Below are 15,584 nucleotides of genomic sequence, written 5' to 3'. Positions count from 1 at the left end.
GCGCCATTCGATTTTGCGCGCTACATCAAGCCCGGCATGACGGGGAAAGTTTTTGACCCCATCCCATCAAAAAAGGCCGGCCGCTTTCCGCGACCCGGCCTTTTCTTAAAAACTCAGACAGATGCTCAGAGAGCAGCGGTCACGATGAACTCAACCTTGTAGTCCGGCGTCGCCAATGGTGCACCGCTGGTGGCGCGGGCCGGCGGGTTTGCCGGGTCGATCCAGCCTTCCCAGACGGCGTTCATTTCGCCGAAGGTGGACATGTCGGAGAGGTAGATGATGGTCTGCAGGATCTTCGACTTGTCCGAACCGGCAGCGGCCAGCAGGCGGTCGACTTCAGCGAGAGCGGACTTGCTCTGTTCCGTAACGCTCGTGCCTTCACCAACCTGGCCGGCCAGATAAACGGTGTTGCCGTGAACGACGGCGCCGCTCATGCGCTTGCCCGGCTCGATACGCTTGATGGTCATGGAAAACTCCTGTTGATTGGCGTTTAAAATAGAATGATGCGCGGAAAATCAGCCGCGCAGGTGATGGGTCTTTTCGTAAATCGCCGTCGAGCGCGCGCCGGACCGGCAATAGCCGAGCATCGGGCGCTGCAATTCGTCCAGCGCATCCACCATGCCGGCAACGGCATCGGCATCGACGCCGTAACGGCCAACCGGCACATGCATGATGGTGAGGCCAAGCTGTTCGGCACGCTCGGCAATATCGGCGAAAAGCGGCTGGCCGTCTTCTTCGCCGTCAGGACGGTGGCAGACGATCGACTTGAAGCCGAGCGCCTTGATCTCGTCGAGATCGGCGACGCTGATCTGTCCCGTTACCGAATATTCGTCGTCTATGCGCCTGATATCCATGTCATGCCTCCGCTGAAACCGGCGTCCGCGCCGCTGGCTGTCACCCTTGAAATCCGCATCCGATGTAAGCGGTCAAAACCCCTGCGTCAATGACGGGGCATCTTCATTCGGTACGGCTCAGAGGATGGAAAAGCGCAGGCCGAAGGAACGGCTTTCGCCAGGCTGGAGAACATTGAACTCGCCGGCCGCCTCAAGCTCGCTCCGCCCCACCCAGCGATGCGATACCGGCTCGATGCCGAGCACATTGGCCGGCGCCTGCTGGTTGCGCCACATCTGCAGATAGGGCAGCGTTTCCGTGCGAAAACGCACCGTCAGCGTCTTCCCGCCAATGGCCGCAATCGGTCCGAGCGAAAGCGACGCCCACTCGTCATCACCGGCGGCAACGCAGAAAACATTGCCCGGCTCCTCGCCGAAACGCCAGCCATGGCCGCCACCATCCAGCATCGCGCCCTCAAGCCGCACGGCATCGTCGAAGAGGCGCGCGCCGACATTCATATGATACATCAGGAACACCGGGATGGGCCGCTCGGACGTGTTGACGATCCGGTCATCGAGGCTGACCTCGCCGCTCTCCCCGTCGATACGCCATGTCCGTTCCAGAAGGGCCGTGCCGCCATCGGCAAGCTTCACGGGAACCTCGACGCGCGCCAATGCATTGGACTCTTGAACATCGAACGCAATGACCGTCGCGGGATGCGAGGAAAAGGACCCATGCAGCGGATATCGACGTCCCTCACCGTCGCCATCGATCGGCTCGGGATGGCGGATATGGTCGGGGCCGCAGGTGAACAGAAAGCCTTCCAGAGAGTGGTCGATGCGCGCATCGCCATCGTCGGGAATGGCGCGGCCGGGCGCGATGTCGATGCCATCGACGACGCAGGAGCCGATATCGAAAACGGAGGTTTCATCGAGGAAAATGCGTGGCGATCTGCCAGCCTGAAACGAACGCAAGATAAACCTCCCTGTGACCTTGAAAACGCATGCTTCACGGAAACGCTACTAACCGTGACGGAAATTAAGATTGCATTAACCGCGAATTCACCTTTTTCACAATAGGGTCAAGATTGCGGTGTGTTTATCGGTGAACAAGTAAGGGATAGCAGAATCGTGAAACAGTTTCTTAACGCAGCTCTGGGTCTGACAGTCGCGCTGGCGGCAGCTATCGCCCCGCTACAGGCTGGCGCGCAGCAGCGTTATGGCGATCAGCAGACGATGCTGGTGACCCCTGATGGTCGTGTGCTCGACTTCATGCCGGAGCGCGGCGATATCGTCATCAGCCGCGATTCCATGGGACGCACGGTGTTTTACGACCAGTACGGCAATCTCCTCGCCACCGAAATGCCCTCCGGCTACCAGGAGCGGCAACAGGCACGCCAGCGCGACACCACCTATTACCCGCCCGCCCCCGGCGGCCAGTATCGTGAGCCGCAACGCGACTACGGCTATCAAGACAATGGCAGCGTGCGCGATTACCGCGAATATCGCGGCGACGGTTCCGACGAGAATTTCTATACCGGCTCCGTTCCCGCACCCGGTGCGGTGGAAAGCGGGCCGCTCGGCCAGCCGATGCCGGGCGAAAGCACCACGGCCGCCGTTCCGCAGCCGGACCACCTGATCGAGCGCCATACGCCGGTAACAACGCCGGTCAATCGCTCGCGCCAGGAAATCGTCGCGCTCCAGACATTCCTCGACCGTGAAGGCATCTCGCCCGGCGTTATCGACGGCAAGATGGGCGACAACGTCAACAAGGCGATTGCCGCCTGGCAGGATATGACCGGCGAGAAGCTCGACCCCAACAATTCCGATGACATTCTGGAGCGTCTGCGCGCATCCGGCGGCATGCCGATCGTCGACTACACCATTACCGCCGCCGACGCCGCCGGCCCCTATGTCGCCTCCATCCCGGACGACTATGCCGAGAAATCGCAGCTGCCTGCCCTCTCCTTCACCTCGACTTCGGAAGCGCTCGCCGAACGCTTCCACATGGATGAGAACTATCTGAAGGAACTGAACCCCGGCATCGATTTTTCCGTTCCCGGCACCATCATCAAGGTCGTCAATCCGGGCGAGACGAAAAAGGGACAGGTTGCCCGCATCGTCGCTCATAAGGGCATCAAGCAGGTCTTCGCCTATGGTCAGGACGGCAATCTGATCGCCGCCTATCCGGCCACCATCGGTTCCACGGACACGCCCTCGCCAAGCGGCACGCACACGGTGGAGCGCATCGCGCTCAATCCCGGCTACACCTATAATCCGAAGATCAACTTCAAGCAGGGCCAGAACGACAAAATCCTTCAGATTCCGCCGGGTCCGAACGGCCCGGTCGGCACGGTCTGGATTGCGCTGTCGAAGCCGACCTACGGCATTCACGGCACGCCGGAGCCCTCGAAGATCGGCAAGACCAACAGCCACGGCTGTATCCGCCTGACCAACTGGGATGCGACCGAACTGGCGAAAATGGTCCGCCCCGGCGTGGTGGTCGAATTCGCGGAATAGGATCGACCGAAAGAAAAAAGAAAAAGCCCGGCGGTTTGGTCCGCCGGGCTTTTTTCATTTGGTGGCGTTTCAGTCACGTTTTTCCGTGAGGAAATAAAGCAGGGCTGCCACCGGCAAGGCGAAGCCGATCCAAGAGGCGGCTTGCCATTCGCCGACTGCATAGGCCCAGCCGCCAACGGCGGAACCGATTGCGCCGCCCATGAAGAACGTCGCCATATAGATGCCGTTCAAACGGCTGCGGAATTCTGCTCCGAGCGTGAAGATGGCACGCTGGCCAAGCACCAGATTGGTGGTGACGCCGAAATCCAGAACGATGGCCGCGACGACCAGAATGGCGAGCGCGAGATGCGAGCCTTCGGGCGCAAGATGTGTGACGGCGAAGGAGAGCGCCACCGCCACCAGGGCAAAGAAGGTGGCCGCACGCGTCCAGCCACGGTCCGCCATCCGCCCGGCAATCGGCGCGGCCACGGTGCCGGCCGCACCGGCCAGCGCGAAAAGCGCGATCTCACCCTGGCTCAGATTGAAATGCGGTCCGCTCAGATAAAGCGGCGTCGTGGTCCAGAACAGGCTGAAGGCCGCAAACAGGAAGGCGTGATAGATCGCCCGCCGCCGCAGGATCGGCGTGTGCAGCGCCAGCCGGCCCATCGAAGCCATCAATGCGCCGTAGCTCAGCCGCGCATCGGGCATACGGGCGGGCAGAAGCCGGAAAAGCACCACGGCAAGAAGCGCCATGACGGCCGCCGAGGTCAGAAACACACCGCGCCAGGAGACCACTTCAGACAGCAGGCTGGAAACCGGGCGCGCCAGCATGATACCGGCCATCAGCCCGCTCATGACATTGCCGACCACCCTGCCGCGAATGGCATGCGGCGCCATGTGGGCGGCATAGGGAACGATGACCTGCACCGCCACGGAACTGACGCCGACCAGAAAGGCCGCAATCAGAAATGGGGCCGCGTGCGGCGCAAATGCCGCCGCCACGAGGGAAAGCACCGCCATCGCAACGGCGCTGACCACCAGCTTGCGGTTTTCAACGAGATCGCCGAGCGGCACGACAAACAGCAGACCGATGCCATAACCGATCTGGGTCAGGGTCACGATCAGCCCCGTCGCACCGGCAGAAAGACCAAGTTCCGCCCCGATGATACCGGCTAGCGGCTGGCCATAATAAAGATTGGCGGCAATCAGTCCGCAGGCTGTCGCCAAGAGGAATGTCAAGGCCGGGGAAATGGATGTTGCCTCGACATCATCCCCTTCAATTACACGCGTCGTCATCATTTTCTCCAATATGGAAACGATTGTTTCCTAAATAGTCACAAAATCACTCGGCAAGCTTCATGGCAATATCCACCACGGCCACCATGTCTTTGAGGCTGCGCCCCGTCTTTCCCACCACGCGCATGCCGTACATCATGCACAGCATCGCCCGGGCGAGATCATCGGGATCGGCCTTCGAACGCACGGAACCATCCTTCTGCCCTTCAGCAACGAGGCGGGCGACAATTCGCTCCCTCGCCTTCACCGCCCGCTCGACCACGATTGCAATATCGTCATCCAGAGCCGCCAGATCGGCAGCAGCACCAACCACAAGACATCCATCGGAACCGACACCGCCATGCGACCGTTCCGCATAGAACATCAGGCCTGCCCTAATGCGCTCATAACCGGTATCGAAAACAGCTACCGCCGCCTCGAAACGCTCGGTCTGCACGATCCTGTAGCGTTCCATCGTGGCGATGAAGATGGCTTTCTTGTCCTTGAAAGCCTTGTAAAGACTACCCTGTGCCAGTTCCATCGCATCGGTAAGGTCACCGACGGAAGTGGCATGATAACCGCGTCGCGAAAAAACCCGAATCGCCCCATCGAGCGCGCGGTCGACGTCAAACTCGCGCGGCCTGCCGCGATGGCGCTGTTCCGGTGAATTGGTGTGGTTGATATTGCTCATGGCCGGAATATAGGAAACGATCATTTCCAAATCAAGCGAATAATGAAACCGGCACGGAAAAACGTCGACCGATGCCCGAACAAGCTCAACGGCCGCCAATGGTCCAAGGCATCATCATCCGTCTGCGGTGATGAAGACCGCAGAAGGATAGAAGGCCGAAATCAATGTTTCAGGCGGCCTTGCGGGTGAAAAGGCGAGCCGGTTGCGTGCCGAGCCGCAAAAGACGTTTCGGCAGCAGGCCGACAACTTCGGTGGCGAAGGCTTTCGCGTTCTCCACCGCCTTGTCGATATTGCTGACCTTGTCCTTATCGAGACAGAGGAGCGTACCACCATAATCGAAAATATCGCGATAGGCCGCTCTCTCGACAATCGGCGTATTGAGCACCGAGACGTTCTTTTCCGCCAGCAGCATTTTGACCAGCAGCAGGGAGCGCGTCGCCACCATGGCATTCACCCGTGTCAGTACGATTGAATGGGCGATAGCCTTGCCCATCTTGCGGTTCAGGAATTCGATGTGATCCAGAACTTCGGCAGCGCCGCGCGCATCCATGGCTGAACCTTGAACCGGGATCAGCACTTGATCGGAAATACCGAGCGCCATGGTCAACAGCGGGCTTTTCGCACCCGGCAGGTCGATGATGAAACAGTCGGTATTGGTTTTATTCTCGCGAATATGGCCTTCAAGCGAAGCCATCGTCACATGCGAAATCACCGAGAGATTCTCGATCTCGCCGGACAAGTCGTGCCAGCGGGAAATCCACAATTGCGGATCGGCGTCCAGAACCGTCACGCGGTGACCGCTGCGGGCCAGTTCGGTTGCCAGAAGCAGCACTGCTGTCGTTTTTCCGGCACCGCCCTTGGTATTGGCGAAAGTGATGACTGACATGACACCCCCTGTTGGTCAGAGCCGTTTCATGCTCATTCACGCACCGAAGCAATTCATGGTGCTTTCCATAACCTTAACGAACTTGGTTAAGAAAAGGCTAAGAACCGTTATGCCGCGCAACGAAAAGCCCGCGACCGGTTCGTCGCGGGCTTCATGAATTAGAGATCGTACGTGGCTCGCTCCCCGTGCAGGGCACGACGTTGCCACTCGTTTCTTCTTCCCACCGGGGAGAAGGTGGCCCGAAGGGTCGGATGAGGGGGCAACGTCAGCGAGAGACCGAGAGCTTGCCCCCTCATCCCGCTGCCGCGACCTTCTCCCCGGCGGGGAGAAGAAACAAGCGGCACCCTCTCAACCTCTCACAAACCTGACGAATAAAGGTCGCTCATCAAAAGCAGTCCTCGAACAACTTCTTCGTATTCTCCAGCGTCATCGGCACCGGATTACCGCCGCAGCTCGGATCCTTGATCGCTTCCGCCGCCAGTTCGTCGATACGATCCGGCTTGATGCCCATGGCGGTGAGATTCTCCGGCACGCCGAGTTCCCTGCGAAGCTCCAGCACATAGTCATAGAAGCCGTCGAAACCGCCGGAGATACCGAGATAGGCGGCCGCGCGGGCAATCTTGTCCTCGATGGCTGGACGGTTGAAGCGCAGCACCGCCGGCATGACGACGGCATTGGTCATGCCGTGATGGGTGTTGTAGACCGCGCCGATGGGGTGCGAGAGCGAATGGATGGCGCCGAGGCCCTTCTGGAAGGCAACCGCCCCCATCGCCGCCGCCGCCATCATGTTGGTGCGCGCTTCGATATCCGTGCCGTCCTTATAGGCGCGCGGCAGGAATTCCTTGACGAGCCGCAGCCCCTCCAGCGCCACACCGGCGCTCATCGGATGATAGAAGGGTGACGAATAGGCTTCGAGGCAATGGGCAAAGGCATCCATGCCCGTGCCCGCCGTGATGACCTTCGGCATGCCGACCGTCAGTTCCGGATCGCAGATGACGACGCCGGGCAGAAGCTTCGGATGGAAGATGATCTTCTTCACATGGGTCTGCGAATTGGTGATGACGCTGGCGCGGCCGACTTCCGAACCGGTGCCCGCCGTCGTCGGAACCGCGACGATGGGCGCGATCTTTGAAGCGTCCGCTCGGGTCCACCAGTCACCGATATCCTCGAAATCCCAGACCGGGCGGGTCTGCCCGGCCATGAAGGCAATGGTCTTGCCAAGATCGAGGCCCGAGCCGCCGCCAAAGGCCACGATACCATCATGGCCGCCATCGCGATAGGCCTTCACGCCGGCTTCCATGTTGATCTCGTTGGGATTCGGATCGACCTCGGCAAAGATCGCCCGGCCGAGACCCGCCTCTTCCAGCACGTCGAGCGCATGCGCTGTTATCGCCATATTGGCAAGGCCGCGATCCGTAACGAGCAGCGGCTTCTTGATGCCGAGCGTCTTGCAGGCTTCCGCCAGTTCCTTGATCCGGCCACGGCCAAGCTTGACGGCGGTGGGGTAGCTCCAGTTGGCGACGATATTCATTTCGTGACTTTCTTCAGATGGTAGGATTTCGGACGGGTCAGGTTCTGGAAACCGAGAACGGAGAGCGAACCGCCGCGGCCCGTTTCCTTCACACCGGTCCAGCAAAGCGCCGGGTCGAGATAGTCCGCACGGTTCATGAACACGGTGCCGGTTTCGATCTCGCGGCCGATGCGCCCGGCGCGGGCGGCATCCTGCGTCCAGAGCGAGGCGGTCAGCCCGTATTTGCTGTCATTCATCAGCGCGATGGCTTCATCGTCGTTCTTCACCTTCATGATGCCGACCGCCGGGCCAAAGGTTTCTTCGGTCATGAACTCCATGGAGTGATCGACATTGACGAGGACTTGCGGCGCGACATAGGCGCTTTCGCCATCATCAGCAGGGAATAGCTTCGGATCGACCAGTGCTTTCGCGCCCTTGGCAACTGCATCCGCGATCTGCGCACGCACCACTTTGGCAAAACGCTTGTTGGCCATCGGCCCGAGCGTGGTTTCCTGCTCCAGCGGATTGCCGAGCTTGTAGTTGGACACCCACGCCACGGATTTCTCGACGAAGGCGTCATAGAGGTTTTCATTGACGTAGACACGCTCGATACCGCAGCAGCATTGCCCGGAATTATAGGTCGCGCCATCCATCAGCGTATCGACGGCGGCATCCAGATCGGCATCCTCCATCACATAACCGGGATCCTTGCCACCGAGTTCAAGACCGAGACCGGTGAAGGTGCCGGCAGCGGCGCGCTCGATGGCGCGGCCGCCTTCCACCGAACCGGTGAAATTGACGAAATTGAACAGGCCCTCGGAAATGAGCGCCGAGGTCGTGCCATGGTCGAGGAAGACGTTGATGAAGACATCGTCAGGCACACCAGCCTCGACGAAAGCCCGCACCATGCGCTCGCCCACCAGTAGCGTCTGCGCCGCATGTTTGATGACGACCGTATTGCCGGCCATCAAGGCGGGCGCGACGGTGTTGATCGCCGTCATGTAAGGATAATTCCACGGCGCGATGACGAAGACCACGCCATGCGCTTCGCGCTCGATGCGGCGTTCGAAATTGCCGCTTTCCTCGATGACGAGGGGTGCCAGCGCATCGGCGGCGATGGAGGCGACATAGTTGGAGCGTTCATTGAAGCCCTTGAATTCGCCGCCATAACGCACCGGACGACCCATCATATGGGCAAGTTCCGGCACGACCTCATCCACCATTTCGTTGAGGCGGGCGACACCCTTCAGAACCAGCTGAACGCGGTCCTCAAGCGGACGCCGCGCCCAGTCCTTTTGCGCCTTGCGCGCTTTCGAAACGGCGGCACGCGCCGCCTCCAGCGACATCGCCTCCCGCTCGGCGTAAACCGAGCCGTCGATGGGCGAGATATTCTGGATCATGGTCATGATGTTTTCCCGTAATGATTAGGCTCGTTCGAAACCGCGCGCCACTTCCCAGTCGGTCACGCGGCGGTCGTATTCTTCCTGCTCCCATCGTCCGGCATGGACGTAATGATCGATCACATCGTCGCCAAAGGCGTCGCGCAGCATTTTCGATCCGTCCAGATAGGCAGTGGCGTCACGCAGGGTCTTGGGTATCTCGCGCACGTCCTTGCCGCCATAGGCATCGCCGACAAAAGCGGACTCAAGTTCGAGTTTATTTTCGATGCCGTCAATGCCTGCCGCAAGCAAAGCCGCCATGGCGAGATAGGGATTGAGATCGGAGCCGCCAACACGGCATTCGATGCGGATGCCCTTGGTGCCTTCGCCGCAGAGACGATATCCGGCCGTGCGGTTGTCAAGGCTCCAGATCGCCTTGGTGGGCGCAAAAGTGCCGGCCATGAACCGCTTGTAGGAATTGATGTAGGGTGCCAGAAAATAGGTGATCTCGCTGGCATGGGCGAGAAGCCCGGCAACATAATGCCGCATCAGCTCCGACATGCCATGCTCGGCGTCCTTGTCCAGGAACGCCGGGGTCTTGCCGTCGAGGCTCCATAGCGACTGGTGGATGTGTGAAGAACTGCCGGCGGCATTGTAGTTCCACTTGGCGAGGAACGTCACGGCCTTGCCCTTGGACCAGGCGATTTCCTTGGTGGCGTTCTTGATGACGGCGTGCCGGTCGGCCATGGTCAGCGCCTCGGCATAACGCACATTGATTTCCGCCTGACCGGGAGAGGCCTCGCCCTTGGAATTCTCGACCGGAATTCCCGCGCCCTGCAGGCCCTTGCGCAGCGCCCGCATGACGTCCTCTTCCTTGGTCGTCTGGAAGATGTGGTAATCCTCGTTGTAACCGCTGGCGAGGTTCAGCCCCCTGTAGCCGCTGGCGCGCGCCGCGTCGAAAGTCTGGTCGAACAGGAAAAATTCCAGCTCGGTCGCCATATAGGCCTTCAGCCCCATGGCCTCCAGCCGCGCCACCTGCTTTTTCAAGAGCGCGCGCGGTGAATGCGGCACTTCTTCGTGGGTATGATGATCGAGCACATCGCACAGCACCAGCGCGGTGCCTTCCAGCCACGGCACGCGCCGCAGCGTCGAAAGATCGGGTTTCAGCACATAGTCGCCATAACCCTTTTCCCAGCTGGAGGATTTGTAACCGGGAACGGTTTCCATCTCCATGTCGGTGGCAAGCACGTAATTGCAGCTATGGGTTTCCTCGAAGGCGCTTTCAACGAAGAACTCCGCCTGAAACCGTTTGCCCATCAGACGCCCCTGCATGTCGACAAGGCAGGCCAGAACCGTGTCGATGCGCCCCTCGGCGACATCCATTTTAAGCGCGTCGAATGTGTAGCTCGTCATTTTGTCCGTTCCCTTTATTGTCGTGGCCGGGCGGCCGGGATGCGGCCGCCCGTTTCGTTTGAGCATCAGGCCTTTGCAGCCGCTGCGGCAACCGCAGCCTGCTTGTGCTCCAGCGCGAACTCCTCTTCCGGCGACAGGATGAGGCGGTGGCGGCCGATGAAGGCAAAGTAGGCGATTGCCACGGCGAACCAGACCGCCACCCAGAGCACGCCCTTGGTGAAGTTCGGATCCTGGATCTGGTAAAGCAGCGTGACGATGGCGATAATCACCGTCAGCACCGCGCCCGGAATGCCGAAAGGCGAGCGGAACGGCCGCTCGATATGCGGCAGGTTCTTCCTGAGCAGAATGAAGGAAATCGCCTGCATGATGTAGGAGAACATCGCACCGAAGACGGCCATGTTCAAAAGCACGCTGCCGATGATGCTGCCGCCCTGTTCCGCACCCAGCGCGAACCAGATGACGAGCATGACCGCCAAGCCGACAATCGCGCCGGTGATGTTGGCAACGTATGGCGTGCGATACTTGGAATGGGTAATCGACAGCACGGTCGGGAAGTAACCCGCACGCGACAGCGAATAGATCTGGCGACCCTGCGCGTAGAGGATCGTATGGAAGCTGGCGATCAGGCCGGTCAAGGCAACGAGACCCAGCACCACCACGCCGCCATCGCCATAGATCGCCTTGAAACCATCGAGCAGCGGCTCAAGCGAGGAGCTGAGATGGAAGGCGCCGACGCCCGGCAGGGACGGGTTGAGCAATACGATCATGAAGGCCGAAACCATCAGCGTGACGATGCCGAGGATGATGCCCTTCGGCATGTCGCGCTTGGGATCGACCGATTCTTCCGCCGCCAGCGGCAGTTGCTCGATGGCGAGGAACAGCCAGACCGCGAAAGGCAGCGTGGCGAGAACGCCCGAGAACCCGAAGGGGAAGAAGGAGCCGCCGCCCTCAGGCAGCTCCACCGCCTTGCCGTCAGGGCCGACACCGATGTTGAGCGCAAAACGCGAAAAATCGATATTCGGGATGGCGCTGATCCAGAAGAACACCAGAACGGCAAGCGAAATCAGCGTGATGACCAGCGTAACCTTGAAGGAAAGCTCAAGCCCGAAGACATTGAGCGCAAGGAATATCGCGTAAAACGCTATCCACACGAAAGGTGAATAGGCGGGATCGAGACCGAGAATGGAGTTCACATAGGCCGTGATGAAGGTGACGACGACCGCCGGCGTCAACACATATTCAACATTCTCGCAAAGCCCGGTAATGAAGCCGCCCCATGGGCCCATGGCCGTGCGGGCGAAGGAATAGGCCGCGCCGGTATGTGGCAAGGCCGGGCTCATTTCCGCAATCGAAAATGTCAGCCCGAGATACATGATGGCGATGATGATGCCCGCCACCAGCATGCCGCCCCAGCCGCCGGTGGAAAAGCCGAAATTCCATCCGGAAAAATGCCCGGAAATGACCGCACCGACGCCGAGCGACCAGAGCGACCACACGCCCGCATAACGGGATAGTCCGCGTTTTTCGAAATAGGATGCATCAGCCTTCTTGTAGCTGACGCCTGACGATGAACTGTCCATGCCCTTCTCTCCTGAATAAGAAAAAAACAAGCCAGTCAGCCGTTATTGGCCGATTGTGCCCCAGTTTCCGGCTTCACCCGGGAGTCTCCCGCGATTGGCCGCACGCACTTGCTGTTCCCTTGCCGCTTTGTGTTTTTCCGGCTGCATGGCCGGGTTTTATGAAATGGCGGCAGTCTCATCTGGCAGCCGGCCCCGGTGTTTTCACCATCGGCCGGCCATAGCTCCCTCACTCATCGATCGATGAGAGCGCCTTCCCCATAAGCTCGTGGAGAAAACCGGCGATTGCCGCCTGCTCTCCTTCATTGGTGATGAGATCGTTGCGGATCTCGATCATGACGTTCAAAAGCCCGTCCGGCAGCGCATGCAGCCGCAGCGTATGCGTCACGCCGTCTTCCGGGCCATAGGGATCGTTGCGATTGACCGTAAGAGCGGACCCTTCGGCACCCGCCAGCATCGCATCCGCGAGGCGGCTGTCGGTATCGTGCAGGATGCCGATCTCAACCTTTCGGAACCGGCCGTGATAAATCGGTGTGAAACTGTGGATGGTCACCACCACCACGTTGCGGCCGTCCGCCTGCCGCGCGGCGATGATCTCGCTCACCCGGTCATGAAACGGCACATAAAGTGCGGAGGTGCGGGCGAACCGCTCCGCTTCGCTGAGATCGAAATTGCCGGGAATATCGTAAATCTCGCTTTTCACCGGCATGGCGGAAGGCGATTCGGGCGGCCGGTTGCAATCATAGACGAGACGCGAAAATCGCTGATAGACGAGCGTGGCGTCAAGTTTTTCCGAGAGCAGCCGGGCAACGGCCAGAGCGCCCGGATCCCAGGCTGCATGGCTCGAAAGCACCTCCGGCAAAAGACCCAATGTGCCGAATTTCTGCGGAATGGTGGCAGAGGCATGTTCGCAGACGAGAAGGACGTCGCCCTTCGCCGCCGCATTCTCGATACCGACGGCCTGCCCTTCTGCTTCTGTGAAAAACCGTGACCGCAGCGTCATGCACGAACCCCACCCGGAACCCCCGCGTTCCGTCAACGCCGAAAAGAATTCTTCACATTATTGCGAGTGTCAAATGGAATTTTGAAATTTTCTCTTCATTTTCCCATTGACTCGATAGCTGGCACAGATGTTTATTTTAGCCATGCACCGGCAGAAGACCGGAAGGGGAAAAATTTGCGCAGCACGACGGCGACCGTGTCGGATGTCATTCATGCCCATTACGACGCACTGACCCGTTCGGAAAAACGGCTGGCGGAGAGCCTGCTCGGCAACTACCCCGTCTCCGGCCTCGGCAGCATCACCACCATTGCGGAAAATGCCGGCGTTTCGACGCCGACGGTGGCGCGCATGGTGCAGAAGCTCGGCTACAAGGGCTATCCGGAATTTCAGGCGCATCTGCACCAGGAACTGGAAGCGACGATTTCCGGCCCCATCGCCAAACATGACCGCTGGGCAACCAATGCGCCCGGCCTGCATATTCTCAACCGCTTCGCCGATGCCATCACCGGCAATCTGCGCGATACGCTGAGCGATCTCGACACCGCCGTCTTCGACAATGCCGCGGCGCTGCTTTCCGACCGCAAGCGCAGCATCTATTTCGTCGGCGGGCGCATCACCGGCGCGATTGCCGAATATTTCTTCACACATATGCAGGTGATCCGGCCGAGGACGACGCTGATGTCGTCGAATTCCAGCGCCTGGCCGCAATATATGCTGAACATGAGCGCCGGCGACATACTGGTTATCTTCGACATTCGCCGCTACGAGCACGACATGACGACGCTGGCTGAAGTGGCCAAGGCCAACGGCGTGCAGATCATTCTCTTCACTGATCAATGGACATCGCCGGTGGCGCGCCACGCGCTGCACACGTTCCGCGTCAGGATCGAAGCGCCCTCGGCATGGGATTCCTCGGTCGTTACGCTGTTCGTGGTCGAAGCGCTGATCGAAGCGGTGCAGAACGGCACCTGGGATGAAACCAGGGAACGCATGAATGCACTGGAAGGCCTGTTCGAACAGACGCGGCTGTTCCGCAGGCCGGACAGAACATGAAACTACATAGCCGGGCAACTTGCTTGACGCGGATGCCGCACGCTGATTGGATACCTGTCATCGCTACCAGCACGATAAAACAGGATAAGAAACCAAGCTGGGGAACATATCTGGCCACCACGGATCATGAGGGAATCTCCCGCAATTGCAGGCAAAAAAGCCGGGTGATGGCGGAAAACGGGCTTAAAGTGACGGAATCCGGATAAATAAATTGCAATCCAGCCGTCACATTAGCTTCATCGAGAATCCGTATCAGCGTCCGCAATATGAGAACACGAAGAGGAGAAAAAAGTGATCTCTCACTGCCGCCGACTGCTTGCTACGACCACTGCACTGGTCATCGCCTCCACCGCAATTGCCGCCGCTGAACCGAGCGCCGAGCTGATCGCGGCCGCCAAGAAGGAAGGCATGCTGACCACCGTCGCCCTGCCGCACGACTGGTGCGGTTACGGCGACGTGATTGCCGCCTTCAAGGCGAAATATCCGGAAATCACCGTCAACGAACTGAACCCGGACGCCGGCTCTGCCGATGAAGTCGAAGCCATCAAGGCGAACAAGGACAACAAGGGCCCGCAGGCTCCTGACGTCGTTGACGTCGGTCTCGCTTTCGGCCCGCAGATGAAGGCCGAAGGCCTGCTGCAGCCTTACAAGGTCTCGACCTGGGACGAAATTCCTGACAACGTCAAGGATCCGGAAGGTTACTGGTACGGCGACTATTACGGCGTCATGTCGTTCTTTGTGAACAAGGACCTCGTGAAGAACACGCCGAAGGACTGGGCCGACCTGCTGAAGCCGGAATATTCCGGTCAGGTCGCACTTGCCGGTCCCCCGCTGACATCTAACCAGGCAATTCTCGGCGTTCTCGCCGCCGGTCTTGGCCAGGGCGCAAAGTCCGGCAAGGAAGCCGGTGAAGCCGGTCTGAAGTATTTCGCCGACCTCAACAAGGCAGGCAACTTCGTTCCGACCGTCGGCAAGGCCGGTACGCTCGCACAGGGTTCGACACCAATCATCATCGCCTGGGACTACAACGCGCTGTCCTGGAAAAAGACGCTGAACGACAACCCGCCGACAGAAGTCGTCGTGCCTGAAAAGGGTGTTCTGGCCGGCGTTTACGTGCAGGGCATTTCTGCCTATGCACCGCATCCGAACGCAGCGAAGCTCTGGATGGAGCATCTCTATTCCGACGACGGTCAGCTCGGCTGGCTGAAGGGCTATTGCCACCCGATCCGCTTCAACGCAATGGTCAAGGCTGGCAAGGTTCCGCAGGAACTGATCGACAGCCTGCCGCCGGCAGCGGCCTATGAAAAGGCTATCTTCCCGACGCTCGAGGAAGTTGACGCCAACAAGGCTGCCGTTACCGGTGGCTGGGACAATACCGTCGGCGCGAACGTCAAGTAAGTTGTTGAAAACGCACCCCGGCTGAAGAAAGGCCGGGGTGTTTCTTTCGTGATAACCGCAATATATAGAC

The 15,584-nt window shown here is 59.7% G+C and carries 14 protein-coding genes; 3 read left to right on the top strand and 11 right to left on the bottom strand.

What is annotated here, in order from left to right:
- Window positions 1-125: 125 nt before the first annotated feature.
- From PIB16_RS08520 to PIB16_RS08510, 3 genes are all read right to left on the bottom strand, one after another.
- Window positions 126-467 carry a RidA family protein gene (locus PIB16_RS08520; RefSeq protein WP_003494829.1) on the bottom strand — a complete coding sequence of 114 codons (342 nt, stop codon included), beginning with the start codon at window positions 465-467 and terminating at the stop codon, window positions 126-128.
- 48 nt (window positions 468-515) lie between these two features.
- Complete coding sequence (locus PIB16_RS08515; protein ID WP_003522797.1) at window positions 516-854, bottom strand: TIGR01244 family sulfur transferase; 339 nt, start codon at window positions 852-854, stop codon at window positions 516-518.
- A 117-nt stretch (window positions 855-971) separates the two neighbouring features.
- On the bottom strand, window positions 972-1,805 hold the full coding sequence (locus PIB16_RS08510) for an aldose 1-epimerase family protein (RefSeq protein ID WP_271045406.1): 834 nt from the start codon (window positions 1,803-1,805) through the stop codon (window positions 972-974).
- Window positions 1,806-1,961: 156 nt separating this feature from the next.
- On the opposite strand from PIB16_RS08510, the gene PIB16_RS08505 reads away from it, so the two are divergent.
- Window positions 1,962-3,350 (top strand): L,D-transpeptidase family protein, encoded by a 1,389-nt coding sequence (locus PIB16_RS08505; RefSeq protein WP_065655792.1) that lies wholly within the window; start codon window positions 1,962-1,964, stop codon window positions 3,348-3,350.
- A gap of 69 nt (window positions 3,351-3,419) precedes the next feature.
- On the opposite strand, the gene PIB16_RS08500 is transcribed toward PIB16_RS08505, so the two are convergent.
- From PIB16_RS08500 to PIB16_RS08465, 8 genes are all read right to left on the bottom strand, one after another.
- Window positions 3,420-4,625 (bottom strand): MFS transporter, encoded by a 1,206-nt coding sequence (locus PIB16_RS08500; protein ID WP_020813639.1) that lies wholly within the window; start codon window positions 4,623-4,625, stop codon window positions 3,420-3,422.
- Between the two features lie 46 nt (window positions 4,626-4,671).
- Window positions 4,672-5,319: a TetR/AcrR family transcriptional regulator gene (locus PIB16_RS08495; protein ID WP_142845259.1), complete on the bottom strand. Its 648-nt coding sequence runs from the start codon at window positions 5,317-5,319 to the stop codon at window positions 4,672-4,674.
- Window positions 5,320-5,464: 145 nt separating this feature from the next.
- Window positions 5,465-6,181 carry a ParA family protein gene (locus tag PIB16_RS08490; protein WP_142845258.1) on the bottom strand — a complete coding sequence of 239 codons (717 nt, stop codon included), beginning with the start codon at window positions 6,179-6,181 and terminating at the stop codon, window positions 5,465-5,467.
- A 385-nt stretch (window positions 6,182-6,566) separates the two neighbouring features.
- On the bottom strand, window positions 6,567-7,712 hold the full coding sequence (locus PIB16_RS08485; protein WP_271045405.1) for an iron-containing alcohol dehydrogenase: 1,146 nt from the start codon (window positions 7,710-7,712) through the stop codon (window positions 6,567-6,569).
- Entirely contained in the window at window positions 7,709-9,097 is a 1,389-nt protein-coding gene (locus PIB16_RS08480) for an aldehyde dehydrogenase family protein (protein ID WP_174036245.1), read from the bottom strand. Before PIB16_RS08480 ends, PIB16_RS08485 begins: the two co-directional genes overlap by 4 nt.
- Window positions 9,098-9,115: 18 nt before the next feature.
- On the bottom strand, window positions 9,116-10,483 hold the full coding sequence (locus tag PIB16_RS08475; protein ID WP_271045404.1) for a glutamine synthetase family protein: 1,368 nt from the start codon (window positions 10,481-10,483) through the stop codon (window positions 9,116-9,118).
- A gap of 65 nt (window positions 10,484-10,548) precedes the next feature.
- Window positions 10,549-12,063 carry an amino acid permease gene (locus PIB16_RS08470; RefSeq protein WP_271045403.1) on the bottom strand — a complete coding sequence of 505 codons (1,515 nt, stop codon included), beginning with the start codon at window positions 12,061-12,063 and terminating at the stop codon, window positions 10,549-10,551.
- Between the two features lie 226 nt (window positions 12,064-12,289).
- Window positions 12,290-13,063, bottom strand: a complete 774-nt coding sequence (locus tag PIB16_RS08465) for an N-formylglutamate amidohydrolase (RefSeq protein ID WP_271045402.1) — start codon at window positions 13,061-13,063, stop codon at window positions 12,290-12,292.
- Window positions 13,064-13,237: 174 nt separating this feature from the next.
- Between PIB16_RS08465 and PIB16_RS08460 the strand changes: the two genes are divergently transcribed.
- Entirely contained in the window at window positions 13,238-14,116 is an 879-nt protein-coding gene (locus PIB16_RS08460; protein WP_080856591.1) for a MurR/RpiR family transcriptional regulator, read from the top strand.
- 291 nt (window positions 14,117-14,407) lie between these two features.
- A complete protein-coding gene (locus PIB16_RS08455; protein ID WP_271045401.1) occupies window positions 14,408-15,514 on the top strand; it encodes an ABC transporter substrate-binding protein in 1,107 nt (368 codons plus the stop codon).
- Window positions 15,515-15,584: the final 70 nt, after the last annotated feature.

It is taken from the genome of Agrobacterium sp. ST15.13.015, assembly GCF_027871645.1.
GTDB classification, from domain to species: domain Bacteria; phylum Pseudomonadota; class Alphaproteobacteria; order Rhizobiales; family Rhizobiaceae; genus Agrobacterium; species Agrobacterium leguminum.
The sequence above is the reverse complement of the archived record's forward strand: the minus strand, read 5'-3'. Positions and strand labels throughout refer to the sequence as shown.

Bases quoted from the DNA above. Each gene is read 5' to 3' on its own strand.
- PIB16_RS08520 (WP_003494829.1), bottom strand. From the start codon at position 467: ATGACCATCAAGCGTATCGAGCCGGGCAAGCGCATGAGCGGCGCCGTC.
- PIB16_RS08495 (WP_142845259.1), bottom strand. From the start codon at position 5,319: ATGATCGTTTCCTATATTCCGGCCATGAGCAATATCAACCACACCAAT.
- PIB16_RS08490 (WP_142845258.1), bottom strand. From the start codon at position 6,181: ATGTCAGTCATCACTTTCGCCAATACCAAGGGCGGTGCCGGAAAAACG.
- PIB16_RS08485 (WP_271045405.1), bottom strand. From the start codon at position 7,712: ATGAATATCGTCGCCAACTGGAGCTACCCCACCGCCGTCAAGCTTGGC.
- PIB16_RS08470 (WP_271045403.1), bottom strand. From the start codon at position 12,063: ATGGACAGTTCATCGTCAGGCGTCAGCTACAAGAAGGCTGATGCATCC.
- PIB16_RS08515 (WP_003522797.1), bottom strand. From the start codon at position 854: ATGGATATCAGGCGCATAGACGACGAATATTCGGTAACGGGACAGATC.
- PIB16_RS08480 (WP_174036245.1), bottom strand. From the start codon at position 9,097: ATGACCATGATCCAGAATATCTCGCCCATCGACGGCTCGGTTTACGCC.
- PIB16_RS08475 (WP_271045404.1), bottom strand. From the start codon at position 10,483: ATGACGAGCTACACATTCGACGCGCTTAAAATGGATGTCGCCGAGGGG.
- PIB16_RS08465 (WP_271045402.1), bottom strand. From the start codon at position 13,063: ATGACGCTGCGGTCACGGTTTTTCACAGAAGCAGAAGGGCAGGCCGTC.
- PIB16_RS08500 (WP_020813639.1), bottom strand. From the start codon at position 4,625: ATGACGACGCGTGTAATTGAAGGGGATGATGTCGAGGCAACATCCATT.